Source organism: Staphylococcus sp. HMSC034G07, assembly GCF_001835975.1.
Classification (GTDB): domain Bacteria; phylum Bacillota; class Bacilli; order Staphylococcales; family Staphylococcaceae; genus Staphylococcus; species Staphylococcus ureilyticus.
This window is the reverse complement of sequence record NZ_KV826611.1, coordinates 31987-58391: the sequence shown is the minus strand read 5'-3', so window position 1 is coordinate 58391 and position 26405 is coordinate 31987. Positions and strand designations below refer to the sequence as shown.

Here is a 26405-nt window from a genome sequence, read left to right as displayed (position 1 = left end):
TTTACTATATAGTGTTATATATTGATAAAGTATGAGATTAGCTTAAAGCTTCTGTAATTTGTGGTACAACTTGTTTTTTACGAGATACAACACCTGGTAAAAATGCAGTATTATTGTCTAGTTTAACGTTGAATGCGTTGCCTACTTTATCTTTTTCAGCACCAACAACTAAAATTTTAGAATCACTGTTGATGATATCAGTTACAAGCAGTACAAATAAATCATATTTTTCATTTGTACTTACTTCTAACATTGCTTTTTCTAACTCTTCTTGACGTTGGAATACTTCATCAATATCAACGGTATTAACTTGACCAATACGTGTAATATAGTCACCCATATTAAATGATTTTGCATCCATATTTAATAGCTCAGATGCAGTTTTGTCAGTTGTTGAAGCACCTGCTTTTAACATTTCTAAACCATAAGATTCTAAGTCAACATCTGCAATTGATTTTAAAGCTTCAGCAGCGTCAATATCTTCTTGTGTACAAGTTGGTGATTTAAATAGTAAGCTATCTGAAATGATAGCAGAAATCATTAAACCAGCAATTTCAGGTTTGATTTCAAAACCACGTTCTTTGTACATTTTGTATAAGATTGTTGCAGTACAACCTACTGGCTCAGCACGGTAATATAATGGTCCTGCAGTTTCAAAGTTTGAAATTCTATGATGGTCAACGACATGTTGAATTGATGACTTATCAATTGTATCAGCACTTTGTTGGAATTCATTATGGTCAACTAAGATAACATTTTGATTATTTAAATCATCACTAAGTAATTCTGGTGTGTCTACATTAAAATGATTTAATGCATATTGAGTTTCAGGTCCTACTTCGCCTAAACGATAAGGTGTTGCGTCTGTATTTCCTGTTTGTTGTTCAAAATCTGCCATAATAATAGCTGATGAGATTGCATCTGTATCTGGATTTTTATGACCGAAAATATAAGTTTTTGCCATGTTTTAATTCTCCTTAATTTTTTATTTAATTTTATTTTATCATGATTTTCTATTGTTATTCTACTTCAGCACCTAATGAATTTTTAAAATGATCTAATGCCCATTGATGCCCTGTTGGATTAAAAGAAGCGACACCCTTATGAGAAATTGAAATAGCATATCCCAAATTGTAAGCAGTGATTGCGGTGTGCAGCACGCAAATATCTGTACATACACCAACAATTTCTAAATGCGTAATGTTGCGTTCACGTAACATAATGTCTAAGGGCGTACCACAAAATGAATCATAACGTGTTTTATCTAAATAATGCACATGATCATTAAATAAGATATTTTGAAAAATATCATTTACTTTACCGTAAAGTTCTCTTCCAGTGGTATCAATTATATTATGAGGTGGAAAAAGATTGTTTTCTGGATGATAGCTATTTTCTTCATAATGTAAATCCATAAGAAAAAAGATATTAGCCTGTTTTTTATTATATGCTTCAATTCTTTCAACAATATAACTTTCAATTTGTTGACCCGGAAGGCCACAAGTTAATTTACCATTATCAGCAACAAAATCATTTGAATAGTCAACAATAATAAGCGCGCTATTTTTCATCTAATGTAACACTCCCAAAATTAAGATTATAGTTATTATATACTAAGTACATAAATCATTAAAGGTGCATTTAAAGCGTTTGAAAAACGAACTATTAGTTTATTATAAAGTATTAAGTGAGGAGGAAGAATTACTAATGATAATTAATGCAATGCAGTTCGGCCTAAAAGGTAAGCATAGATGGGCAGATACACGCGCGATTCAAAAAGCGTTAAAATACGCTAGAAAACACAAAAACACAACAATTTATATTCCTAAGGGAGAGTATCATATTCGTAGACCGTTGGTAATATATGATTCAACTACTTTGATAATGGACGACGAAGCAGTATTAAAAAGAGTAGGCAAAGATACTTTATTGAAAAATGGTAGATGGCTGAAATCTTATTATGGATATGAAGGTAATAGTGAAATCTGCATTGCTGGTGGAACATTGGATATGAATGGTTATGAGTATCCATATAACAATACAGCAATGTGCATGGGGCATGCTCAAAATATTCAAATTTTAGGTGTAACATTTAAAGATGTTGTTGGAGGTCATGCAATAGATGCATGCGGCATTAATGGCCTATATATAAATGGTTGCGAATTTTTAGGATTTAAAGACGATAAAGGAGAAAGGTTATTTTCAGAAGCGGTACAAATTGATATACAAGTAAAAGGTGCTTTCCCAAAATTTGGTGCCACGGATGGTACGATAACTAAAAATGTAATAATTGAAAATTGTTATTTTGGAAATTCAAAGACACCAACGATGGGTGCTTGGAATAGAGCAATTGGATCTCATGCGAGTAGATTTAATCAATTTTACGAAAATATACACATTCGTTTTAATACATTTGAAGGTATCAACCAATACGCACTGACACCTTTAAAATCAAAAGATACTTTTATCCATGATAATATATTTAAAAATTGTGGAGGAGGGATTCGATTTTTAGCAGTGAAAGATGGAAAAAATGCACAAGATCTCACAGGTAAGGCAAGACCAACGCAATCTGGAAGTAATTTAAATATTTATCATAATCACTTTATAGGTCATATGTCTAAAGATGCCATTCGAGTGCAAAGCTATAATAACGTAAAACACAACAATATATTTATAGCACAGAATTATTATGACAATAAGCAGCAAAGACTTTATTTAAAAGATATAGAAGATTTGTATCTCTCAAATCAGGAAAATATAAGCGTTAAAAAAATAAATATAAAATAATGATTCTTTATTTTAGTAGTTCTGAATTAAAACACAATATAAAACATATTGTAATTTAATAGAAATTATATTATGTTAAAGAGTAATAAAGTAAGAAAATTCAGAAAGTAATTGAAATCGGGGGGAATCATTATGAATAATATAAACAAAGGGGAATATAGGCGTTCGCAGTATTTAACATTTTTTTCTAAAAAAAATAAATCTTATAATGCAGGACAGCTTACAGGGTTGATTTTAGGGCCACTACTATTTATTTTGACATTGTTAACTTTTGAACCTGAAAATTTATCGTATAAAGGCGTTTTTGTATTAGCGATTACTATTTGGATCGCTATTTGGTGGATTACTGAAGCAATACCAATTGCTGCAACTAGTTTGTTGCCATTAATTTTATTGCCTGTTGGACATGTACTTAGCCCAGAAGAAGTATCTGCTCAATATGGTAATGATATTATTTTTCTATTTTTAGGTGGATTTATATTAGCTATTGCTATGGAAAGATGGAATTTACATACACGTGTTGCCTTAACAATCATTAGTATTCTAGGTACAAGTACTGGAAAGATTTTATTAGGTTTTATGATAGCGACAGGATTCTTATCTATGTTTGTTTCTAATACTGCAGCTGTGATGATTATGATACCGATAGGTTTAGCGATTATTAAAGAAGCAAATGATTTAAAAGGGGAAGAAATGAATGCTACAAGCATCAGTAAATTTGAACAATCGCTAGTGTTAGCCATTGGGTATGCAGGAACCATTGGTGGTTTAGGAACTTTGATCGGAACGCCTCCACTTATTATCCTTAAAGGCCAATATCAATCTGCATTTGGTGAGGAAATAAGCTTTGCTAAATGGATGGTCATTGGCGTACCTACAGTCATTGTACTATTGATTTTAGTATGGTTGTATCTACGTTATGTTGCATTTAAACATGATATGAAAGAACTGCCAGGCGGTCAGAACTTAATTAGGAAAAAATTAGATGAATTAGGAAAGATGAAATACGAAGAAAAAGTGGTACAAGCAATTTTTATATTAGCAAGTTTGTTATGGATTAGTAGAGAATTCTTATTGAAAAATTGGTCGTTCACCTCAGAAGTGGCAGACGGTACAATTGCCATGTTTATAGCTGTATTATTATTTTTAATACCGGCTAAAAATAAAGAACAACATACGCGAATTATTGATTGGAATGTTGCCAAAGACTTGCCATGGGGCGTACTCATTTTATTTGGTGGAGGTTTGGCACTTGCTAAAGGTATCTCAGAGAGTGGCTTAGCGAAATGGTTAGGTGAACAATTAAAGTTGATTGAAGGCGTTAGTCCATTAATTATCGTTCTTGTCATTACAATATTTGTGTTGTTTTTAACAGAAATAACTTCGAATACAGCTACTGCGACTATGATTTTACCTATACTTGCAACACTTTCAGTTGCAGTTAATGTACATCCTCTACTACTCATGGTACCTGCTGCTATGGCCGCTAATTGTGCTTATATGTTACCAGTTGGCACACCACCAAATGCTATTGTATTTGGAACTGGAAGGATTAGCATTAAAAAAATGGCGTCAGTTGGATTTTGGGTTAACCTGTTGAGTATTATTGTTATTGTGTTAGTAGTTTATTTCTTAGTACCACCAGTATTAGGTATAGATATTACCAAACCATTACCATTAAAATAAATCAAAGCGTCATAGAGCCTGAGACAATTAAATGTCTCAGGCTCTATTATTTTTGAAGTATCATATCATGATAAGTTTTTGAATTTTACTTTCTGATTAATCGTGATTTAACTTATTGAAAGATCCAATGATTGTAACTTGAAAATCTAAAGTGTTCAAGATTTTAATGACTTTCGATAACGCTTCTGTTAAACCAGTATCTGCTTGGACGAAAAAATGATACATGCCCAGCTGTGTTTTTAAAGGTCTAGACTCAATCCAAGATAAGTTGATGTTAAAAAGCACAAAAGTGTTTAAAATACTTGCAAGTAAGCCTGGTTTATCAAATTGTGGTGTAATGAGTAACATTGTGTCACTAGCATTGTCCGAATGTTGTGGCTGGTTACTTACGACTAAAAAACGTGTGACATTGTGAGGGAAGTCTTGAATGTTTTGTTCTATAGGTTGAAAGCCATAAGTTTCCCCACTACCTAAAGGTGCGATTGCACCCACTTGGTTGGTTATTTTTTCTAAACTTTGTATCGTGCTATCTACATAATCATATGTGAACTTATGTTGTTGTATATATTGGCTCGTTTGACTAATTGCTGGGCTTATTGAATAAACTTTTGATATATCATTGACTGTTGCATTTTCAGGGCCATATAAAGCAAATTGTATATCTAAATGTATTTCTCCCTGTGCATAAATATTTTGTTGTGTTAAGGCATCGGCAACAATATTGATTGTACCTTCAATTGAATTTTCGATGGGCACAACAGCAATACTATGATTATCTTCTGAGACAGCAGTAACGACTTCATACAAATTAGATTTAGACGTATATTCGAACTCAGATTCTGATAGATATTGTTTTGCCGCTAAATATGAAAATGTTCCTTTTGGACCTAAATAATATAATTTCATGTGACGTTACCCCTTGTATATATGTGTTAAAAATTAATGGAAAGGACACCCAGAAACAGATGATTGTTTTTTATAAAAGAAATTCGGTTCTTTCATCTCATTTTTATACCCGTGATGGTAATTAGATACTAAAGTTGGAGATAAAGATGGTGCCAACCAAGACCATTTTCCGGTTACATCTCTTCCATTTTTCCGTTCGTTTTTTTCAAATCTTTCAAATTGTTTTGACGCAGTTAGATGATCAACCATTGATACGCCTTCATTTTTAAAAGAATGATATACTGCATAATTCAATTCGACTAACGTTCTATCTTTGTTAAAAGAATTATTCTTTAGTGTATCAAATTCAAAAGCTTCTGCAATGGTTTCTAGTAAATTGTAGCGATATGAATCAGTAAAATTTCGTACCGCAATTTCATTTACCATGTACCAGCCGTTGAACGGCGCGGTTGGATATGTGATTCCACCAATTTTTAAGTCCATGTTAGATATAATTGGTACGGCATACCATTTTAGCCCAAGCTTTTCTAATTTTGGAAAACGATCATGGGTAATAGGCACTTCTTTTATCATTTCAGGTTGATAATTGTAAAACTTTAACGATTCACCAGGAATTTTATAAATTAAAGGTAAAATGTCAAAATCTGTATGTTTGCCTTGCCAACCTAAATGTTCGGCTAATTGTGTGATTTTTAGTTCGGAAGGGTCACCTACGTCTTCATAACCTGCATATCTGATAAGTTGATTATTATATATTTTTGGAGGATGTTGAGCATCAAAAATAGTGATACATGGTTTTATTTTCCCTCCATTTGTAGCGAATTGAATATGATTTTCTATTGCATCTAAAAATTCTTGTTCAGTCTGGATATGTCTTGCATCATTGACGGTTAATGAGTCCCAGAATGCACGGCCTATACAACGATTTGAATTTCTCCAAGCCATCTTAGCACCATATACAAGTTCCTCGTTAGTATGTTTATACGTACCAGTTAAGTTTATTTGTGTTTCTATCTGATTAATTCGTTTTAAAATAGTATTTTCGTTATAATTTAATTCTTTATACATTGTTTGAATAAATGATTTAGCTTCATTTAACATATAAAACACCTCGCACACATTATACGGTATTTTTTCTATTTTTAATGTTTAATTATAGAATTGTCATGATTTTGTCGCTACTATTTTGAATTTACTACTAACTAAATAATAATTAAATAACAAAATTATATTTAATATTATGATGCGTTATGTTTGAAGTAATATGGATAAATTCATTTCAGATATAAACGTTTAATTTTTTGTGTTAAACTAATGAAAAAGCCGATAGGAGAGATAGCGGTGTACCAATTTGAGGATGATACATTAGTATTACATAATGATTTATATCAAATAAATATGGCGGAGAGTTATTGGAATGACGGGATTCATGAAAGAAATGCTGTATTTGATTTATATTTTAGAAATATGCCTTTCAACAGCGGATATGCAGTGTTTAATGGATTGAAACGAGTGATTGCTTATATCAATAACTTTCATTTTTCAGAAGCGGATATTAAATATTTAAAATCCATTGGTTATCAAGAAGACTTTTTAGAATATTTAAAAGATATGAAATTTACTGGTAATATTCGTTCTATGCAAGAAGGAGAATTATGTTTTGGTAATGAACCTTTATTAAGCGTAGAAGCACCACTTATCCAAGCACAATTAATTGAAACGATGTTGTTAAATATCGTGAATTTTCACACGCTAATTACTACGAAAGCAAGTAGAATAAAACAAGTAGCGCCAAATGACACATTAATGGAATTTGGAACAAGACGTGGACAAGAAGCAGATGCTGCTTTGTGGGGTGCAAGAGCAGCATATATTGGTGGATTTGATTCAACGAGTAATGTGCGCGCTGGAAAACTTTTTGGCATACCAGTATCAGGAACGCATGCGCATGCAATGGTTCAAACTTATGGTGATGAATATATTGCATTTAAAAAATATGCAGAACGCCATAAAGATTGCGTGTTCTTAGTTGATACTTTTCATACTTTGAAATCTGGTGTACCAACAGCGATAAAAGTTGCTAAAGAGCTTGGTGATGAAATTAACTTTGTTGGTATACGTTTAGATTCTGGTGATATCGCTTATTTATCAAAAGAAGCACGTCGCATGTTAGATGATGCAGGATTTACTGAAACTAAAATTATTGCATCAAATGATTTAGATGAACAAACGATTACAAGCTTGAAATCGCAAGGTGCAAAGGTTGATTCATGGGGTGTTGGTACTAAATTAATTACTGGTTACGATCAGCCTGCCTTAGGTGCAGTATACAAACTTGTGGCAGTAGAAGATGCTTCAGGGAATTATGTAGACCGAATAAAGCTATCAAACAATGCAGAAAAGGTAACTACACCAGGAAAGAAAAACGTCTATCGTATTATTAATAAGAAAACAAACAAAGCTGAGGGTGACTATATCACGTTAGCGCATGAAGATCCTTATGATGAGTCTCCACTTAAATTGTTCCATCCTGTACATACGTATAAGATGAAATTTATAAAATCCTTTATAGCCAAGCCGTTACACCATGATATTTTTAAAGACGGTGAACTCGTTTATGATTTACCAAATGAAAAGGAAGCACAAAATTATTTGACTAAAAGTCTTTCGTACTTATGGGATGAGAACAAGCGTCATCTTAATCCTCAGGAGTACCCAGTTGATTTAAGTACAGAATGTTGGGAAAATAAACATAAACGTATATTTGAAGTGGCAGAACATGTGAAGGAGATGGAAGAAGAAAATGAGTGAAATTCAAGATATTATCGTAAGAGAAATGAAAGTCAAGCCCAGCATTGATAGCAAATTAGAAACGCGTAATATTATTCAATTTATTAAAAATTATATCCAATCTCATTCATTTATTAAATCATTGGTTTTAGGTATTTCAGGTGGGCAAGATTCGACTTTAGCTGGTAAGCTATGTCAAATCGCGATAAATGAATTAAAAGAAAAAGATATTGATTGTCAATTTATTGCAGTTAAATTACCATATGGCGAACAAAAAGATGCTGATGAAGTTGAAGATGCTTTGAAGTTTATACAACCGGATCGAACAATTACAGTCAACATTAAACCTTCAGTAGATCAAAGTGTAGAATCGCTAAAAGAATCTGGAATTGTGTTGACGGATTTCCAAAAAGGGAATGAAAAAGCGCGTGAACGTATGAAAGCACAATTTTCGATTGCATCCAATCAACAAGGAATTGTTGTGGGTACTGATCACTCAGCGGAAAACTTGACTGGATTTTTTACAAAATATGGCGATGGTGCAGCAGATATCGCACCGTTATTTGGTTTAAATAAACGTCAAGGGCGACAAATATTAGCATATTTAGATGCTCCAGCACATTTATATGAAAAAGTACCAACTGCTGATTTAGAAGAAAACAAACCACAATTACCAGATGAAGATGCACTTGGTGTTAGTTATGCTCATATAGATGATTATTTAGAAGGAAAACAAGTGCCAAAAGAAGCAAAAGCTATCATAGAAAATCATTATATTAAAAATGCACATAAAAGAGAATTAGCTTACACAAGATATACATGGCCGAAAAATCAAACAGATTTCGAATGATTTTAGTGACAAAATAATAAGTTACTGATAAAATAATTTGAATTTAATGAGAAAGAAAGGGAAATGAACATGTCAGTAATTACTTCTAATCCATGGTTAATGGTTTTAGCTATTTTTATTATTAATGTTGCTTATGTAACTTGTTTGACAATGAGAACGATTTTAACACTCAAAGGTTATCGTTATGTTGCAGCAGTGGTAAGTTTCTTAGAAGTTTTAGTATACGTTATCGGTTTGGGAATGGTTATGTCTAGTTTAGATCAAATTCAAAATGTCTTTGCATATGCATTTGGGTTTTCAATCGGTATTATTGTAGGAATGAAAATTGAAGAGAAATTAGCGCTTGGCTATACAGTTGTGAATGTTACTTCATCTGAATATGAATTAGATTTACCAAAGCAATTGAGAGATTTAGGTTATGGCGTTACACATAATACTGCTTATGGCAGAGATGGCACGAGATTAATTTTACAAATATTAACACCAAGACGTTTTGAGCTGAAATTGATAGAAACCATTAAGCAAATTGATGAAAAAGCGTTTATCATCGCATATGAACCAAGAACAATTCACGGTGGTTTTTGGGTTAAAGGTGTGCGTAGCAAGAAACTTAAACAATATGATCCAGATAAAGTGGAAAGTATATGAAAAAGCAGCAAAAGTTTAAAGTAGAAGAAAACGAAACGATACAGGCTTGTTTGCAACGTATGCGAGATGCTGGATATATGCCTATTAAACGCTTTGAAAAACCAATTTATAAAGAAAATAAAGATGGTAAATATGAAGTATACAGGCAAGAAATTCAATTTGTTGGAAAATTAATAGAATAATCGTTTAAAACAGATACTTAGTGTTAGATATATAAATGTAATCGTTGGCAGAGATAGAAATCTCAGGTCAACGATTTTTTTATCATATAATCGCAAATTAATATAAAATGATAAATCTTGAGGAGAATAAGGTTTTTATGCACGGCTTTTGATAAAACGTGTTAAAATTTCTATAAAGAAGATAGAAAAGACTTATACATTTATGATCAATTCTGTTAAACTAATAATGACAAGAATAAACACGAACTTTAATTGTATTTTTTGATGGAATGTACATGTTTTTGGAGTTTGTGAACTAAAACTTACGCAAGATAGGAGCTTATTTTAATGATAGAACGTTATTCTAGAGAAGAAATGTCTAATATTTGGACGGATCAAAATCGCTATGAAGCTTGGTTAGAAGTAGAAATACTAGCATGTGAAGCTTGGAGTAAATTAGGAGATATACCTGCTGAAGATGTATTGAAAATTCGTCAGAATGCAAAGGTTGATGTTAACCGCGCAAAAGAAATTGAGGAAGAAACACGACACGATGTCGTTGCATTTACAAGACAAGTATCAGAGACATTAGGTGAAGAGCGTAAATGGGTACACTACGGGTTAACATCAACTGATGTAGTTGATACGGCATTAAGTTATGTCATTAAACAAGCAAACGATATTATTGAAAAAGATTTAGAAAGATTTATTGATGTTTTAGCACAAAAAGCTAAAAATTATAAATATACTTTAATGATGGGACGAACTCATGGTGTACATGCGGAACCAACAACATTTGGTGTCAAAATGGCATTATGGTATACAGAAATGAAACGTAATTTAGAGCGTTTTAAGCGTGTGAGAAAAGAAATAGAAGTTGGTAAAATGAGTGGTGCAGTAGGGACTTTTGCAAACATCCCACCTGAAATTGAAGCGCATGTCTGTGAAAATTTAGGTTTAGATACAGCCGCTGTTTCTACTCAAACGTTACAACGTGACCGACACGCATATTATATAGCTACTTTAGCGTTGATAAGTACTTCTATGGAAAAATTTGCAGTGGAAATACGCAACTTACAAAAAACTGAAACAAGAGAAGTTGAAGAAGCTTTTGCTAAAGGCCAAAAAGGTTCGTCAGCGATGCCACACAAACGTAATCCAATTGGCTCAGAAAATATTACTGGTATTGCTCGTGTTATCAGAGGATACATTACAACTGCATATGAAAATGTAGCTTTATGGCATGAAAGAGATATTTCACATTCATCTGCAGAAAGAATCATGCTGCCAGATGTAACGATAGCTTTAGATTACGGGTTAAATAGATTTACAAATATTGTAGAAAGACTTACTGTATTTGAAGATAATATGTTAGCAAATATCGATAAAACTTTTGGTCTTATTTATTCGCAACGTGTATTATTAGCGTTGATAAATAAAGGTTTAGCACGTGAAGCAGCATATGATAAAGTACAGCCAAAAGCGATGGAGTCTTGGGAAACAAAAACACCATTTAGAACATTAATTGAACAAGATTCATCTATTACAGATTTATTGAGCACTGAAGAATTAGATGAATGTTTCAATCCAAAACATCATTTAAACCAAGTTGATACGATTTTTAAACGTGCAGGATTAGAATAATTGAAATTTACTTATGAAATCGTTACACTTTAATGTATTAGCACGTTGAATTAAGATTAAAATGAAAGTACAGGGGTTGTTTTTAATGCAAATAGAAAAATTAAGAGGAAAAGCATTAGATGAATTATTTGATGCAATTCTTACATTAGAAAACAGAGAAGAATGTTACCAATTCTTTGACGATTTATGTACAGTAAATGAGATTCAATCGTTATCTCAACGATTGCAAGTCGCAAAAATGATTAAGCAAGGATATACTTATGCGACGATTGAACAAGAGTCTGGTGCTTCAACTGCAACGATTTCTCGTGTTAAGAGATCTTTACAATGGGGAAATGATGCTTACACAATGATTCTAGACCGCATGAATATTGAAACGGCCGATTAATTAACAATTCTATATACTGTAGCGAAGTGTAATTTTAATGATTTCATTAGTAAAGCTGTTAGTAAAGAAACTTTCTTTGCTGACAGCTTTTTATGTTGTTAATTTAAAGTGTATTGATAAAATAGATACGAAGCGATTATTTTTCTGAAAAATTTTGAATATATTTAATGAGAAACATGATTAATCTACCATTGTATGTCATGTTAGAATTCAATATAAAATCCTATATCGTTTTAGAACTCAGTGGTTAAAAATGATATAATCAAAAGTATGCTAAAAAAAGGAGTAACATATCATGTATGACATTAAAAAATGGAAACATATTTTTAAATTAGATCCTGCTAAGTCGATTTCTGACGATGATTTAGATGCGGTATGTATGTCTCAAACCGATGCAATTATGATAGGTGGCACAGATGATGTTACTGAAGATAATGTTATTCAATTGATGAGTAGGGTGAGAAGATATCCTTTACCTCTCGTTTTCGAAATTTCCAATATCGAAAGTGTTATGCCTGGCTTTGACTTTTATTTTGTACCGACTGTATTGAATAGTACAGATGTAAAATATCATAACGGTGTACTTTTAGAAGCATTGAAATCATTTGGACATGTCATAGATTTTGAAGAAGTTGTTTTTGAAGGATATGTTGTCATGAATCCTGAAAGCAAAGTAGCACAAGTTACACAAGCTGAAACAAATTTAACAGATGAAGATATCGAAGCATATGCTCAAATGATTAATGAAATGTATAAATTACCAGTTATGTACCTTGAATATAGTGGTGCATACGGAGAAGTTGAAAAGGTAAAGACAGCTGCAAATATGTTAAGTGATACACAATTATTTTATGGTGGTGGCATTAGTAATCAAGAAGAAGCTGAAGAAATGGCTTCGATTGCTGATACGATTATCGTTGGTGATATTGTTTATAAAGATATTAAAAACGCATTAAAAACAGTTAAGATAAAGGAGTCACATAAATGAATGCATTAGTAAATAAGATGAATGATGAACAAAGTTTAGCAGTACGCACTACAGAAGGGCCACTACTTATTATGGCGGGTGCGGGTTCAGGCAAAACACGTGTTTTAACTCATCGTATAGCTTACTTGCTTGATGAAAAGGACGTATCCCCATACAACATTCTAGCGATTACTTTTACAAACAAGGCAGCAAAAGAAATGAAAGCACGTGTGGAAGCTTTAGTAGGAGAACCGGCTCAAGTTATATGGATGTCAACATTTCACTCAATGTGTGTAAGAATACTGAGAAGAGATGCGGATAGAATTGGTATTGAACGTAATTTTACTATAATTGATCCTACGGACCAAAAATCAGTTATCAAAGATGTATTGAAAAATGAAAATATAGATAGTAAAAAGTTTGAACCAAGAATGTTTATAGGTGCTATAAGTAATTTGAAAAATGAATTGAAAACACCAGAGGATGCACAAAAAGATGCTGAAACATATCATGAACAAATGGTTGCTACAGTGTATAAAGGATATCAAAGACAGTTATCAAGAAATGAAGCGTTAGATTTTGATGATTTAATCATGGTTACAATTCGATTATTTGAACGTGTGCCAGATGTGTTAGAATTTTATCAAAATAAATTCCAATACATTCATGTCGATGAGTACCAAGATACAAACAAAGCACAATATACATTAGTAAATCTTTTAGCATCTAAATTTAAAAATTTATGTGTAGTTGGTGATTCTGATCAATCTATTTATGGTTGGCGTGGTGCTGATATTCAAAACATACTTTCCTTTGAAGAAGATTATCCTGAAGCTAAAACGATATTTTTAGAACAAAATTATCGCTCAACTAAAAATATATTAAATGCAGCTAACGAAGTAATCAAAAATAATTCAGAGCGTAAACCCAAAGGGTTATGGACAGGTAATACATCTGGAGAAAAAATTCACTATTATGAAGCTACTACTGAGAGAGACGAAGCGGAATATGTAGTTAAGGAAATTATGAAACAACAACGTAATGGAAAAAAATATAAAGATATGGCTATCTTATACCGTACCAATGCTCAGTCTCGTGTGTTGGAAGAGACATTTATGAAATCTAATATTCCATACACAATGGTTGGTGGTCAAAAATTCTATGATCGTAAAGAAATTAAAGATCTACTTAGCTATTTGAGAATAATAGCCAATAGCAATGATGATATCAGTTTACGTCGTGTAATCAATGTACCAAAACGTGGCGTAGGTCCATCGACAGTAGATAAAATTCAGGCATATGCTGCTCAAAACGAGATAAGTATGTTTGATGCACTAGCAGAAGTAGACTTTATAGGCTTATCTAAAAAAGTAACACAAGCATGTATTTCATTTTATGACATGATACAGAACTTAATTAAACAACAAGAATTTTTAGAGATTACAGAAATCGTTGAAGAAGTATTGGTGAAATCAGGTTACCGTGAGATGTTGGAACGAGAACAAACATTAGAATCAAGAAGTAGATTAGAAAATATAGATGAATTTATGTCAGTCCCTAAAGACTACGAAGAAAACACGCCATTAGAAGAACAGTCGTTAATCAATTTTTTAACAGACTTATCTTTAGTTGCTGATATAGACGAAGCGCAAATAGATGATGGCATAACGTTGATGACAATGCACTCAGCCAAAGGATTAGAGTTTCCTATTGTATTTATTATGGGCATGGAAGAATCATTATTTCCACATATAAGGGCGATAAAAAGTGATGATGATCATGAAATGCAAGAAGAAAGAAGAATTTGTTATGTAGCGATTACACGTGCTGAAGAAACGTTATATTTAACGCATGCGACATCAAGAATGCTTTTTGGAAGACCGCAGTCCAATATGGCTTCAAGATTCTTAAATGAAATACCTGAAGATTTATTAGAAAACGAAAATAAATCACGAGCAACTACACAAGGAAATCGATTTAAATCTGCAACCAAACAACCTGAAAAAAGAGGATATAGTAAACGTGTGACATCCTCGAAAAAAGCACAACAATCGACGGATTGGCATGTTGGTGACAAAGTTATTCATAAATCATGGGGTGAAGGTATGGTAAGTAATGTTAATGAAAAAAATGGTTCGGTTGAATTAGATATTATCTTTAAATCTGAAGGACCTAAACGTTTGCTTGCTCAATTTGCACCTATTGAAAAGAAAGGGGAATAAAGCGTGGCTGACTTACAATCGCGTGTCGATGTATTACATCAATTACTAAATCAATATAGTTATGAATATTATGTACAAGACAACCCTTCAGTACCAGACAGTGAATACGATAAACTTTTACATGAATTGATAGATATTGAGGCGAACAACCCAGAATATCGAACAGCTGATTCACCTACAGTAAGAGTGGGCGGCTCAGCTCAATCAACTTTTGAAAAAGTGAATCATGATACACCGATGCTAAGTTTAGGGAATGCTTTTAATAAAGAAGATTTAAAAAAATTTGATCAGCGTATACGTGAACAAATTAATCATGTGGAATACATGTGCGAATTGAAAATAGATGGTTTAGCAGTTTCTCTCAAATACGAGAATGGTAAATTCGTACAAGGTTTGACACGTGGTGACGGTACTACGGGTGAAGATATCACCGAAAACTTAAGAACGATACATGCAATACCATTAAAGATTAATGAAGCTAGAACATTTGAAGTTCGTGGTGAAGCATACATGCCCAGAAAATCATTTTTTGATTTAAATGAAGCTAAAGCACAAAATGATGAGCAACCTTTTGCCAATCCAAGAAATGCAGCTGCTGGTTCACTTCGACAATTAGACTCCAAACTTGCAGCAAAGAGAAAGTTAAGTGTTTTCTTATATAGCGTAAATGACTTTACACAATTTCATGCACATACACAAAGCGAAGCTTTAGATGAATTAGATAAATTAGGTTTTAAAACAAATAAAGAAAGAGAACGTGTCCAAACTATAGAAGAAGTATTCGATTATATTGAAAAATGGACTGAAGCACGTGAACAGTTACCTTATGATATCGACGGCATTGTTATCAAAGTAAATGATTTAGACCAGCAAGATGAGCTTGGCTATACACAAAAATCTCCTCGTTGGGCAATTGCGTATAAGTTTCCTGCTGAAGAAGTCATAACAGATTTATTAGATATTGAACTGAGTATTGGTAGAACAGGCGTCGTTACACCTACGGCTATACTTGAACCAGTTAAAGTTGCGGGCACTACAGTTTCTAGAGCTTCTTTACATAATGAAGATCTAATACATGAAAAAGATATTCGAATTGGTGATAGTGTTGTAATTAAGAAGGCGGGAGACATTATACCAGAAGTCATAAAAAGCGTATTAGATCGTCGACCACAAAATGCTGAAGTTTATCACATGCCTACACATTGCCCTAGTTGTAGTCATGAACTTGTAAGAATTGAAGGAGAAGTGGCTTTAAGATGTATCAATCCAAAATGCCAAGCACAACTTGTTGAAGGTATGATTCATTTTGTATCACGACAAGCAATGAATATAGATGGTTTAGGTACTAAAATTATTCAACAACTTTATGAAAATGAAAAAATAAAAGATGTTGCTGATATATTTTACTTAACTAAAGACGATTTGCTACCATTAGAGCGAATGGGTGAAAAGAAAGTAAACAATCTATTAAATGCGATTGAAGATGCTAAATCAAACTCATTAGAACATTTGCTATTTGGTTTAGGAATTAGACACTTAGGTGTCAAAGCGAGCCAAGTCATTGCTGAAAAATATGGAACCATGGATGATTTGTTTAATGTTACAGAAGAGTCATTGATTGAAATCTATGATGTTGGTCAAAAATTAGCACAATCATTAGTCACTTATTTAGAAAATGAAGATATCCGTGCACTTATTAATAAATTAAAGAAAAAACATGTTAATATGACTTATAAAGGTGTCAACACAACAGAGTTAGAAGGACATCCAGAATTTATTAATAAGACCATTGTTTTAACTGGAAAGTTATATCAAATGACAAGAAATGAAGCTTCAAAATGGTTAGAGATTCAAGGTGCTAAAGTTACAAACAGTGTTACAAAAAAGACAGATTTAGTAATTGCTGGAGAAGACGCTGGTTCAAAACTTACAAAAGCTGAACAATTTGGTACAGAAGTTTGGACAGAAGATGACTTTGTCCAGAAACAAAAAGAAATAGAGGGATAGAGGAGATAATGCATGAAAAGAACGATTATACTATTCATCTCAGCAATTTTTCTATTATCAGCATGTGGAAATGAGGATAATGAAAAAAGTAAAGAACAATCTAATGACAATAAGCAGCAAGAAAAATCAGGTTCAGTTAAAGAAATTGCTACCGATAAAAATGTTCAAGGCAATAATTATAGAACGATTTTACCATTTAAAGAAAGTCAAGCACGTGGTTTATTACAAGATAATATGGCAAATAGTTATAACGGTGAAGATTTTGAAAACGGGCTTTTAGAATTGAGTAAAGAAGTTTTTCCAACTGACGATTATTTATATCAAGATGGTCAATACTTAGATAAAGATACGATTAACGCTTATTTAGACCCGAAATATACCAAATCAGAAGTAGATGCAATGGATGAAGATGAACGAAAAGAAAAGAAAGCGAATGAGAATTTAGGTTTAAATCCATCACATAATGGTGAAACAGATCCAGAAAAAATTGCGGAAGATTCACCTGCATATCTTTCTAATATTTTGGAACAGGATTTTTATGCGAGTGGTGATACTAAAGGGAAGAAAATTAAAGGTATGACCATTGGACTAGCAATGAATAGTACTTATTACTATCAAAAAGAAAAAGATGGCGAGACCTATAGTAAAGATTTAGATGATAAAGAAATTAAGAAACAAGGAAAGCAAATGGCAGGCGAAATTTTGTCAAGAGTCAGAGAAAATAAAGCTTTGAAAGACATACCTATACACTTTGCAATTTATAAACAAACTGGCGAAAATTCAATTGTACCAGGAGAGTTTATTGCTGGTACGACAGTTGAAGATGGTAAGACACGTATTAATGAATGGAAAGATATTAATCAAACAACAGCATTGTTACCTTCTGATGAAGCAAGTAAAATTGATGAAAATTTAAATAATAATTTCAAACAATTTAATGATGATTTACAGACGTATTTTAATAACTTTACTCAAGCAGTAGGGACAGTTAAATTTGATAATAAAAAAGCGAAGCAACTAACTGTTGATGTACCGATTGATTATTATGGCGAAGCAGAAACAATTGGTATCACACAATATATCACTGAACAAGCAGAGAAATACTTTGATGATATTGACGAATATGAAATTCGTATAAAAGATGGTAACAAGGCAAAAGCTTTAATCAGTAAAACTAAAGATGACAAAGACCCACAAGTCCATATTTATAAAAACAATAATTAATAAGCGTATACACATTAAAAGCCACACTTGTAATCAAAATATGTATTACAAGTGTGGCTTTTTTAGTGTTAATTTATAGTGAAAGAGTTATTACACGATTATTCTTTGACAATCTCTTTTACTTTATTTAAATCGTTATTTACAAATTCACCGGGCTTTTTCGTAATTTTACTTACTAGATAAGTAACGATCACACTGGCTAGGAAACCAGGAATTATTTCATACATACCGAAGATTTCATTTATTGATGCTAATGGTTTAATCCAAGCAATCCATACAATAACGACTATAGCACCGGTAATCATACCGCTCAAAGCACCAGCGTGAGACAAACCCTTCCAGTAAAGTGAGAAGATTACTAACGGACTAAATGCCGCGCCAAACCCTGCCCAAGCATTACCTACAAGGTTTAAAATTGTATCATTTGGAGACCAAGCAATCCAAATTGCAATAATTGCTACTAGTAAAACAGATAGTCTTCCTATCATTACAAACTCTTTTTCGTGTGTTTTTGCTTTCGATTCACCGCGAATAAGTTTATAAAAATCTTCAGTCAGTGAACTAGAAGTTACTAATAACTGAGATGAAATTGTGCTCATGATAGCTGCCAATATAGCTGCTAATAAGAATCCACCAACGAGTGGATGGAATAAAATTTGGCTCATAATGATAAATAGTGTCTCTGGATCTTCCATTTTAATATGGTATTGAGGTATAAATGCGATACCTGTTAACCCTACAGCAACTGCACCTAAGAGCCCTACAACCATCCAGCTTATACCTAAACGTCTAGCTTTTGGTAAAAGTTTATGTGTTTTAATGGACATAAAACGAACGATGATATGTGGTTGTCCAAAATAACCTAAACCCCAGGCAAATAAGGAAATAATACCTAAAAATGTAGTCCCTTTAAACAAGTCCATATTGGTAGGTTTCATAGCTGCTACCTCACTAAATGTATCCAAACCGTTGAGTTTTATAAGTGCTACGATAGGGACCATGACCATAGCAATTAACATAATTACACCTTGAAAGAAATCTGTAATGGATACAGCTAAATATCCACCAAAAAACGTATAAAAAATAACGATTGCTGCAACAATGATAAGCCCCCAATGATAGTTCAAGCCAAAAGCACTTTCAAATAATTTACCACCAGATACAAACCCAGAATGTGTATATAAAGTAAAAAACACGACGATGATTAGACCTGAAATTATTTTTATGTAATTTTTGCGGTCGTTGAGTCGATTTTTAAAAAAATCTGGTAAGGTAATAGCATCTCCTGCAATTTCAGTATAAATACGAAGTCGAGGTGCGACTACAAAATAGTTAACATAAGCGCCAAGCGATAAACCAATTGTAATCCACATTGCAGATAATCCAGTACTATATACAGATCCAGGAAGCCCCATAATCATCCATCCACTCATATCAGATGCACCTGCTGATAGGGCAGTTACATAAGGGCCAATACTTCTACCTCCAAGCATAAATTCACTTAAATTACCTGTGGATTGCTTATAACCGTAATAGCCAATAACTAATAAAATGATAAAATAAATAATAATCATGATATACGTTTGCCAAGTAGCGTGAACTTGATTCGCTAAAGATGTGCCTAGAATAAACATAATACTTCAACTCCCTTATCCCCAGAATATTAAATTGTGTTACATGAATTATTATACAATGAAATTTATAAATAGAGTAGAAATATTTTTTGTTTTTCAAAATAATTAGCTCAATGACAAAAATGAAAATGCTTACATTAAATGAAATAATATTACACTATTTATAAAAAATATGGTTTATTATGCAATGATTGTTATAAATGCTGTGATACTTAAGTAGATTATGTTCAAAATATATTTAAGTCACATAATTCCAAAAGGTTGAGCAAAAGGAATTAAAATAAACAAGGTTATTTATTGTTATTGGTGAAAAGTTTAGATTTTTGCTTGGAATTTTGATACAATTTTATAATGAATGAGTAAAAAGGAGGCTTTTATTTAATGGCTAAAGTTACACGTGAAGAGGTAGAGCATATTGCTAATTTAGCTAGACTTCAAATATCAGAAGAAGAAACAATTGAAATGCAAGATACATTAGAAAGTATTTTAAATTTTGCTAATCATATAGATACAGCAGACACTAGCTCAATTGAGCCAACTTATCATGTATTAGATTTACAAAACGTGTTAAGAGAAGACAAAGCAATCGAGGGCATTCCTCAAGAGCTTGCATTAAAAAATGCTAAAGAGACGGAAGATGGACAATTCAAGGTGCCATCTATCATGAATGAGGAGGACGCTTAAGATGACCATCCGTTATGAATCTGTGGAAAATTTAATTACATTAATAAAAAACAAAGAAATTAAACCTTCACAAGTAGTAAACGATATCTACGATGCAATTGAAGAAACTGATCCAACAATCAAATCATTTCTTGCATTAGATAAAGATAATGCTATTAAAAAAGCACAAGAATTAGATGAGTTACAAGCCAAGGACCAAATGGAAGGCAAACTTTTTGGTATTCCAATGGGAATTAAAGATAATATTATTACTGAAGGTGTAGAAACAACATGTGCTAGTAAAATGCTAGAAGGATTTGTACCTATCTATGAATCCACAGTTATGAATAAATTACGCAACGAACAAGCGGTTTTAATTGGAAAATTAAACATGGATGAATTTGCAATGGGAGGTTCTACAGAAACTTCTTATTTTAAAAAAACGTTAAATCCATTTGATCACACAGCTGTTCCTGGTGGTTCATCTGGTGGTTCTGCAGCAGCAGTTGCAGCAGGATTAGTTCCTTTTAGTTTAGGCTCTGATACTGGTGGTTCAATTCGTCAACCTGCAGCTTATTGTGGAATCGTAGGCTTAAAACCAACTTATGGTCGTGTATCACGTTTTGGTTTGGTAGCATTTGCGTCTTCATTAGACCAAATCGGACCGTTAACACGCAATGTTAAGGACAATGCATTAGTATTAGAAGCAATCACTGGTTTAGATGAAAATGATAGTACAAGTGCACCAGTAGAAGATGCAGACTTTACATCTGATATTGGTAAAGATATTCAAGGACTTAAAGTAGCATTACCAAAAGAATATCTTGGCGAAGGTATATCTGACGAAGTGAAAGCATCTGTGAAAAACGCTGTTGAAACATTGAAAGAACTAGGTGCTACAGTAGAAGAAGTTTCATTACCAAACACAAAATATGGCATTCCTTCTTATTATGTAATCGCATCATCTGAAGCATCATCAAATTTATCGCGTTTTGATGGTATCAGATACGGTTATCATTCACCAGAAGCAAATTCACTTGAAGAATTATATAAAATGTCAAGAAGTGAAGGATTTGGTGAAGAAGTTAAGCGTCGTATTTTCCTTGGTACATTTGCGTTAAGTTCGGGTTACTATGATGCGTTCTACAAAAAATCACAAAAAGTTAGAACATTAATTAAAAATGATTTCGATCGTATTTTTGATAACTATGATGTTGTAGTAGGACCAACAACACCAACAACTGCATTTAATATAGGTGAAGAAATCGATGATCCACTTACAATGTATGCGAATGACTTACTAACAACACCAGTTAACTTAGCTGGTTTGCCAGGTATATCTATTCCTTGCGGTAAAGCGAATGGACGTCCAATTGGTTTGCAATTTATTGGTAAACCATTTGATGAGAAAACATTATATCGTGTCGCTTTCCAATATGAAACAAAATTTAATTTGCATAATGAATACGAAAATTTATAAGGAGTGGAAATCATGCATTTTGAAACAGTTATTGGACTAGAGGTCCATGTTGAGTTAAAAACAGAATCTAAAATGTTTTCTCCATCACCAGCACATTTCGGAGCAAAACCTAACTCAAACACAAACGTCATTGATTTGGCTTACCCTGGTGTATTACCGGTTGTCAATAGACGTGCGGTTGATTGGGCGATGAGAGCATCAATGGCATTAAATATGGATATTGCAACAGAATCAAAATTTGATCGTAAAAACTATTTCTATCCAGATAATCCTAAAGCATATCAAATTTCACAATTTGATCAGCCAATTGGTGAAAATGGTTATATTGATATTGAAGTAGATGGTGAAACGAAACGTATAGGTATCACACGTTTACACATGGAAGAAGATGCTGGTAAGTCAACACATAAGGATGGTTATTCACTAGTTGACTTAAATAGACAAGGTACACCATTGATTGAAATTGTATCTGAACCAGATATTCGCTCACCACAAGAAGCGTATGCATACTTAGAAAAATTGCGTTCAATCATACAATATACTGGTGTCTCTGATTGTAAAATGGAAGAAGGATCATTGCGTTGTGATGCTAATATTTCTTTACGACCATATGGTCAAGAAGAATTTGGAACAAAAGCAGAATTGAAAAATTTAAACTCATTTACTTATGTACGTAAAGGGTTAGAATATGAAGAAAAACGTCAAGAAGAAGAATTATTGAACGGCGGAGAGATTTTACAAGAAACGAGACGTTTTGATGAAGCTACAGGTAAAACGAATCTTATGCGTGTAAAAGAAGGTTCTGATGATTACCGTTACTTCCCAGAACCAGATATTGTGCCTTTATATGTTGACGATGAATGGAAAGAACGCGTACGTCAAACAATACCTGAATTACCAGATGAAAGAAAAGATAAATACGTCAATCAATTTGGTTTACCAGCATATGATGCACATGTGATTACATTGACAAAAGAAATGTCTGATTTCTTTGAAGGTGCAGTAGCTGAAGGTGCAGATGTAAAATTAACTTCAAACTGGTTAATGGGCGGCGTTAATGAGTATTTAAATAAACATCAAATAGAATTATTAGATACTAAACTTACACCACAAAATCTTGCAGGTATGATTAAGTTGATTGAAGATGGCACAATGAGTAGTAAAATCGCTAAAAAAGTTTTCCCAGAACTAGCTGAAAATGGTGGAGATGCCAAACAAATTATGGAAGATAAAGGCTTAGTTCAAATCTCTGATGAAGCAACACTGCTTAAATTTGTAAATGAAGCGTTAGACAACAATCCACAATCCGTTGAAGATTATCAAAATGGTAAGGGTAAAGCTATGGGCTTCTTAGTTGGTCAAATTATGAAAGCTTCCAAAGGTCAAGCTAACCCACAATTAGTGAACCAATTATTAAAACAAGAATTAGATAAAAGATAACATCATCATTCATTTTTAAACAGTTTTAATCTAATTAAAGAAAAACCTGAGACTGAAGCATCTTAAATTAAAAAATAAACGTCAATTTCTATTACAAATATAGGAATTGGCGTTTTTTGTTGTTGTAACATTCAGGAATATATCATTATCATCTTTTTTTAGCGATTTTGGCAATTATTGACACCAGGGGGATTATTTAAAATGAGCAAATGAGGATAAGGTATATTCATGTAAAATGTAGCACAATCAAAACTTTAAAATTTCTAATGTGATAGCAATTCTTAATTATGGATTAATGCTTATGTTTTAGCCATTGGTATGGATGTTTCAAAAACTTTAATATTGAGTAGTATATTATATTTTCTTTTTAAAAATAGCCTAAATGCTTTTATCATTTAACTAAATCATTTAATATATATACTGAGTATAAAAAGTTGAGGGATAAAATATGAGAAAACGAGCTAGAATCATTTATAACCCAACATCTGGTAAAGAATTGTTTAAGCGAACATTACCAGATGTGTTAATAAAATTAGAAAAGGCCGGTTTTGAAACGAGTGCCTATGCGACTGAAAAAATTGGAGATGCTACCACTGAGGCGAAGCGTTGTTTAACACAAGATTATGATGTTTTAATAGCTGCTGGTGGTGATGGGACACTTAATGAAGTCATCAATGGCATAGCAGAACATCCGAATAGACCTAAGATTGGCATTATCCCAATGGGAACTGTAAATGATTTTGGGCGAGCTTTGCACTTACCTAATGATATTATGAGCGCGATAGATGTCATTATTGAAGGTCATTCAACACGCGTTGATATCGGGAAAATGAACAGTAGATACTTCATTAATTTAGCTGCAGGTGGACAATTAACACAGGTATCTTATGAGACACCAAGTAGATTAAAATCAATTGTCGGCCCTTTTGCATATTATATTAAAGGATTTGAAATGTTGCCTCAGATGAAAGCTGTTGATTTACGTATCGAATATGATGATGAGGTTTTCCAAGGAGAGGCGCTCTTATTTTTATTAGGTTTGACCAACTCTATGGCAGGATTTGAAAAGTTAGTGCCTGATGCCAAATTAGATGATGGCTATTTTACCTTGATTATAGTTGAAAAAGCTAATTTAGCAGAATTAGGACATATTATGACGCTTGCATCTCGAGGTGAACATATTAAACATCCTAAAGTACATTATAAAAAAGCCAAATCGATTAATATTTCTTCATTTATAGATTTGCAATTAAATGTGGATGGTGAATATGGTGGCAAGTTGCCTGGTAACTTTTTGAATTTAAAACAGCATATTGAAGTCTATACACCAAACGATATTAAAAACGAGGAGTTAGTTGAGCAATAATAGACAATATATTAAAATAAAGCATCATCGTGAACGAGATTAATGAATAAGATAAAATGAATCTTCCAAAATGTTAATAGACAACGAGGTTAGGTAAAACTACAAATAGCCTAACCTCTTTTATATGGGGTGACAAAATGAGCATAATACAAAAAAATGAAATTATAGAAGGACGCGTAATTGATTTAACACATGAAGGACATGGCGTTGTAAAGTTAGACCGTTATCCTGTGTTTGTTCCTAATAGTTTAATAGATGAAACGATTAAATTTAAAGTGATCAAAGTAAAAAAGAATTTTGCGATAGGTAAATTAATAGAAGTTAAAGAACAAAGTAGTGAACGTGTCGAGCCACCCTGTGTATATTATTACAAATGCGGGGGCTGTCAATTACAACATATGACATACCAAGCTCAATTGAATATGAAGAAAGAACAAGTGGTTAATTTGTTTCATCGAAAAGCAGATTTTAAAGAAACGATAATTAATGAAACAGTTGGTATGGAAAACCCCTGGTATTATCGAAATAAATCACAAATACCCGTTGGAAAGAATAAAGAAGGAGAGATTATCTCAGGTTTTTATAGACAAAGAAGTCACGATATTATAGATATGGAAACATGTTTAATTCAAGACCAATTGCATCAAAAAGTTATGAACCAACTTAAAGTTTGGTTTAACGAATTAAATATTAGTGTTTATAATGAACAAAAAAAACAAGGGCTTATGAGACATGTTGTTATACGTACTGGACACCATTCAAGAGAATTAATGGTTATTTTTGTGACAAATGGCAGGAAATTTAAACAAAGTGATTTACTTGTACAAAAATTAATTGATACATTTCCTGAAATCACGAGTATTAAACATAATATCAACAATACACATTCCAATGTGATATTAGGAGCCGAGTCTAATACCTTATATGGTGAGACAACAATTAATGATAAATTATCAGACGTTACTTTTAAAATAAGCGATCAATCTTTTTATCAAATTAATTCGATACAAACTGAAAAATTGTATCAACTTGCGATTGAATATGCAAACTTAAATCAAGATGATATTGTCCTGGATACATATTGTGGTATTGGAACAATAGGTTTATATATGGCACCAAAAGCAAAACATGTTTATGGAGTAGAAGTCGTGTCAGAAGCCATTGAAGATGCACAACAAAATGCGACTATAAACCAATTTGAAAATACTACTTTTGTCTGTGGTAAGGCAGAAGAGGTTATATTAAAATGGAAATCACAAGGAATTAAACCAGATGTAGTGATGGTTGATCCACCTAGAAAAGGCTGTGATGAAACATTTTTACAAGCATTATTAGAATTAAATCCAAGAAAAATTGTCTATATTTCATGTAATCCATCTACACAGCAACGTGATGCGCAATATTTAGCGCAACATTACAAACTAACGAAAATTACACCAGTAGATATGTTTCCACATACAACACATGTTGAAACGGTTGCACAATTCAACCGTATTTAAAAATAGCTTAATAGATAAGTGTTATTCAATAAACTTTGTG

General features: G+C 32.6%; 22 protein-coding genes. 17 read left to right on the top strand and 5 right to left on the bottom strand.

The features are described 5' to 3' along the window. Nucleotides 1-37 precede the first annotated feature (37 nt). Together HMPREF2586_RS12190 and HMPREF2586_RS12185 are read right to left on the bottom strand one after the other, a co-directional pair. Nucleotides 38-964 carry a manganese-dependent inorganic pyrophosphatase gene (locus HMPREF2586_RS12190; protein WP_046207982.1) on the bottom strand — a complete coding sequence of 309 codons (927 nt, stop codon included), beginning with the start codon at nt 962-964 and terminating at the stop codon, nt 38-40. A 55-nt stretch (nt 965-1019) separates the two neighbouring features. Beyond that, nucleotides 1020-1571, bottom strand: coding sequence for a cysteine hydrolase family protein (locus HMPREF2586_RS12185; RefSeq protein ID WP_070039281.1), 552 nt, complete (start codon nt 1569-1571; stop codon nt 1020-1022). A 136-nt stretch (nt 1572-1707) separates the two neighbouring features. Here HMPREF2586_RS12185 and HMPREF2586_RS12180 point away from each other — a divergent pair, with 136 nt between their 5' ends. Together HMPREF2586_RS12180 and HMPREF2586_RS12175 are read left to right on the top strand one after the other, a co-directional pair. Further along, nucleotides 1708-2790: a glycosyl hydrolase family 28-related protein gene (locus HMPREF2586_RS12180; RefSeq protein ID WP_046207980.1), complete on the top strand. Its 1083-nt coding sequence runs from the start codon at nt 1708-1710 to the stop codon at nt 2788-2790. A gap of 132 nt (nt 2791-2922) precedes the next feature. Next, complete coding sequence (locus tag HMPREF2586_RS12175; protein ID WP_046207979.1) at nt 2923-4476, top strand: SLC13 family permease; 1554 nt, start codon at nt 2923-2925, stop codon at nt 4474-4476. A 96-nt stretch (nt 4477-4572) separates the two neighbouring features. On the opposite strand, the gene HMPREF2586_RS12170 is transcribed toward HMPREF2586_RS12175, so the two are convergent. Together HMPREF2586_RS12170 and HMPREF2586_RS12165 are read right to left on the bottom strand one after the other, a co-directional pair. Further along, nucleotides 4573-5382, bottom strand: a complete 810-nt coding sequence (locus HMPREF2586_RS12170) for a prephenate dehydratase (protein WP_046207978.1) — start codon at nt 5380-5382, stop codon at nt 4573-4575. A 33-nt stretch (nt 5383-5415) separates the two neighbouring features. Beyond that, complete coding sequence (locus HMPREF2586_RS12165; protein WP_070658291.1) at nt 5416-6483, bottom strand: nitric oxide synthase oxygenase; 1068 nt, start codon at nt 6481-6483, stop codon at nt 5416-5418. A gap of 240 nt (nt 6484-6723) precedes the next feature. Between HMPREF2586_RS12165 and HMPREF2586_RS12160 the strand changes: the two genes are divergently transcribed. From HMPREF2586_RS12160 to HMPREF2586_RS12115, 10 genes are all read left to right on the top strand, one after another. Continuing rightward, nucleotides 6724-8193, top strand: a complete 1470-nt coding sequence (locus tag HMPREF2586_RS12160) for a nicotinate phosphoribosyltransferase (RefSeq protein WP_070658293.1) — start codon at nt 6724-6726, stop codon at nt 8191-8193. Beyond that, entirely contained in the window at nt 8186-9022 is an 837-nt protein-coding gene (gene nadE / locus HMPREF2586_RS12155) for an ammonia-dependent NAD(+) synthetase (RefSeq protein ID WP_070658295.1), read from the top strand. The genes HMPREF2586_RS12160 and nadE overlap by 8 nt, the downstream gene beginning before the upstream one ends. A 69-nt stretch (nt 9023-9091) precedes the next feature. Continuing rightward, entirely contained in the window at nt 9092-9670 is a 579-nt protein-coding gene (locus HMPREF2586_RS12150) for a DUF2179 domain-containing protein (protein ID WP_019469590.1), read from the top strand. After that, entirely contained in the window at nt 9667-9852 is a 186-nt protein-coding gene (locus HMPREF2586_RS12145; protein ID WP_046207974.1) for an NETI motif-containing protein, read from the top strand. The genes HMPREF2586_RS12150 and HMPREF2586_RS12145 overlap by 4 nt, the downstream gene beginning before the upstream one ends. Before the next feature lie 327 nt (nt 9853-10179). Further along, a complete protein-coding gene (gene purB / locus HMPREF2586_RS12140) occupies nt 10180-11475 on the top strand; it encodes an adenylosuccinate lyase (RefSeq protein WP_064209727.1) in 1296 nt (431 codons plus the stop codon). Nucleotides 11476-11560: 85 nt separating this feature from the next. Continuing rightward, nucleotides 11561-11863: a YerC/YecD family TrpR-related protein gene (locus tag HMPREF2586_RS12135; protein ID WP_046207972.1), complete on the top strand. Its 303-nt coding sequence runs from the start codon at nt 11561-11563 to the stop codon at nt 11861-11863. A 295-nt stretch (nt 11864-12158) separates the two neighbouring features. After that, a complete protein-coding gene (locus HMPREF2586_RS12130; RefSeq protein ID WP_070039287.1) occupies nt 12159-12851 on the top strand; it encodes a heptaprenylglyceryl phosphate synthase in 693 nt (230 codons plus the stop codon). Continuing rightward, nucleotides 12848-15052: a DNA helicase PcrA gene (gene pcrA, locus HMPREF2586_RS12125; protein ID WP_070039289.1), complete on the top strand. Its 2205-nt coding sequence runs from the start codon at nt 12848-12850 to the stop codon at nt 15050-15052. Before HMPREF2586_RS12130 ends, pcrA begins: the two co-directional genes overlap by 4 nt. Before the next feature lie 3 nt (nt 15053-15055). Then, the gene (ligA, locus tag HMPREF2586_RS12120) at nt 15056-17059 is read left to right on the top strand and encodes an NAD-dependent DNA ligase LigA (RefSeq protein ID WP_070658297.1); all 2004 of its coding nucleotides are present in this window, start codon (nt 15056-15058) and stop codon (nt 17057-17059) included. A gap of 12 nt (nt 17060-17071) precedes the next feature. Further along, on the top strand, nt 17072-18283 hold the full coding sequence (locus HMPREF2586_RS12115) for a CamS family sex pheromone protein (protein WP_064209724.1): 1212 nt from the start codon (nt 17072-17074) through the stop codon (nt 18281-18283). Between the two features lie 98 nt (nt 18284-18381). Here the strand turns inward: HMPREF2586_RS12115 and putP are convergent, their stop codons facing one another. After that, entirely contained in the window at nt 18382-19917 is a 1536-nt protein-coding gene (putP, locus tag HMPREF2586_RS12110) for a sodium/proline symporter PutP (RefSeq protein ID WP_070658299.1), read from the bottom strand. 381 nt (nt 19918-20298) lie between these two features. On the opposite strand from putP, the gene gatC reads away from it, so the two are divergent. The 5 genes from gatC (at nt 20299) to rlmD (ending at nt 26365) form a co-directional block, all read left to right on the top strand. Beyond that, on the top strand, nt 20299-20601 hold the full coding sequence (gene gatC, locus HMPREF2586_RS12105) for an Asp-tRNA(Asn)/Glu-tRNA(Gln) amidotransferase subunit GatC (protein ID WP_019469599.1): 303 nt from the start codon (nt 20299-20301) through the stop codon (nt 20599-20601). A gap of 1 nt (nt 20602) precedes the next feature. Next, nucleotides 20603-22060 carry an Asp-tRNA(Asn)/Glu-tRNA(Gln) amidotransferase subunit GatA gene (gene gatA, locus HMPREF2586_RS12100; protein ID WP_046207966.1) on the top strand — a complete coding sequence of 486 codons (1458 nt, stop codon included), beginning with the start codon at nt 20603-20605 and terminating at the stop codon, nt 22058-22060. Between the two features lie 12 nt (nt 22061-22072). Further along, nucleotides 22073-23500 (top strand): Asp-tRNA(Asn)/Glu-tRNA(Gln) amidotransferase subunit GatB, encoded by a 1428-nt coding sequence (gene gatB / locus HMPREF2586_RS12095; RefSeq protein WP_046207965.1) that lies wholly within the window; start codon nt 22073-22075, stop codon nt 23498-23500. A gap of 448 nt (nt 23501-23948) precedes the next feature. Next, nucleotides 23949-24866 (top strand): diacylglycerol kinase, encoded by a 918-nt coding sequence (locus HMPREF2586_RS12090; RefSeq protein ID WP_046207964.1) that lies wholly within the window; start codon nt 23949-23951, stop codon nt 24864-24866. 137 nt (nt 24867-25003) lie between these two features. Next, nucleotides 25004-26365 carry a 23S rRNA (uracil(1939)-C(5))-methyltransferase RlmD gene (gene rlmD, locus HMPREF2586_RS12085; protein WP_070658301.1) on the top strand — a complete coding sequence of 454 codons (1362 nt, stop codon included), beginning with the start codon at nt 25004-25006 and terminating at the stop codon, nt 26363-26365. The last annotated feature ends 40 nt before the right edge of the window (nt 26366-26405 follow it).

Excerpts from the sequence above, each read along its gene's own strand:
- HMPREF2586_RS12190 (WP_046207982.1), bottom strand. The coding sequence starts at position 964 with ATGGCAAAAACTTATATTTTCGGTCATAAAAATCCAGATACAGATGCA.
- HMPREF2586_RS12185 (WP_070039281.1), bottom strand. The coding sequence starts at position 1,571 with ATGAAAAATAGCGCGCTTATTATTGTTGACTATTCAAATGATTTTGTT.
- HMPREF2586_RS12180 (WP_046207980.1), top strand. The coding sequence starts at position 1,708 with ATGATAATTAATGCAATGCAGTTCGGCCTAAAAGGTAAGCATAGATGG.
- HMPREF2586_RS12175 (WP_046207979.1), top strand. The coding sequence starts at position 2,923 with ATGAATAATATAAACAAAGGGGAATATAGGCGTTCGCAGTATTTAACA.
- HMPREF2586_RS12170 (WP_046207978.1), bottom strand. The coding sequence starts at position 5,382 with ATGAAATTATATTATTTAGGTCCAAAAGGAACATTTTCATATTTAGCG.
- HMPREF2586_RS12165 (WP_070658291.1), bottom strand. The coding sequence starts at position 6,483 with ATGTTAAATGAAGCTAAATCATTTATTCAAACAATGTATAAAGAATTA.
- nadE (WP_070658295.1), top strand. The coding sequence starts at position 8,186 with ATGAGTGAAATTCAAGATATTATCGTAAGAGAAATGAAAGTCAAGCCC.
- HMPREF2586_RS12150 (WP_019469590.1), top strand. The coding sequence starts at position 9,092 with ATGTCAGTAATTACTTCTAATCCATGGTTAATGGTTTTAGCTATTTTT.
- HMPREF2586_RS12145 (WP_046207974.1), top strand. The coding sequence starts at position 9,667 with ATGAAAAAGCAGCAAAAGTTTAAAGTAGAAGAAAACGAAACGATACAG.
- purB (WP_064209727.1), top strand. The coding sequence starts at position 10,180 with ATGATAGAACGTTATTCTAGAGAAGAAATGTCTAATATTTGGACGGAT.
- HMPREF2586_RS12135 (WP_046207972.1), top strand. The coding sequence starts at position 11,561 with ATGCAAATAGAAAAATTAAGAGGAAAAGCATTAGATGAATTATTTGAT.
- HMPREF2586_RS12130 (WP_070039287.1), top strand. The coding sequence starts at position 12,159 with ATGTATGACATTAAAAAATGGAAACATATTTTTAAATTAGATCCTGCT.
- pcrA (WP_070039289.1), top strand. The coding sequence starts at position 12,848 with ATGAATGCATTAGTAAATAAGATGAATGATGAACAAAGTTTAGCAGTA.
- HMPREF2586_RS12115 (WP_064209724.1), top strand. The coding sequence starts at position 17,072 with ATGAAAAGAACGATTATACTATTCATCTCAGCAATTTTTCTATTATCA.
- putP (WP_070658299.1), bottom strand. The coding sequence starts at position 19,917 with ATGTTTATTCTAGGCACATCTTTAGCGAATCAAGTTCACGCTACTTGG.
- gatC (WP_019469599.1), top strand. The coding sequence starts at position 20,299 with ATGGCTAAAGTTACACGTGAAGAGGTAGAGCATATTGCTAATTTAGCT.
- gatA (WP_046207966.1), top strand. The coding sequence starts at position 20,603 with ATGACCATCCGTTATGAATCTGTGGAAAATTTAATTACATTAATAAAA.
- gatB (WP_046207965.1), top strand. The coding sequence starts at position 22,073 with ATGCATTTTGAAACAGTTATTGGACTAGAGGTCCATGTTGAGTTAAAA.
- HMPREF2586_RS12090 (WP_046207964.1), top strand. The coding sequence starts at position 23,949 with ATGAGAAAACGAGCTAGAATCATTTATAACCCAACATCTGGTAAAGAA.
- rlmD (WP_070658301.1), top strand. The coding sequence starts at position 25,004 with ATGAGCATAATACAAAAAAATGAAATTATAGAAGGACGCGTAATTGAT.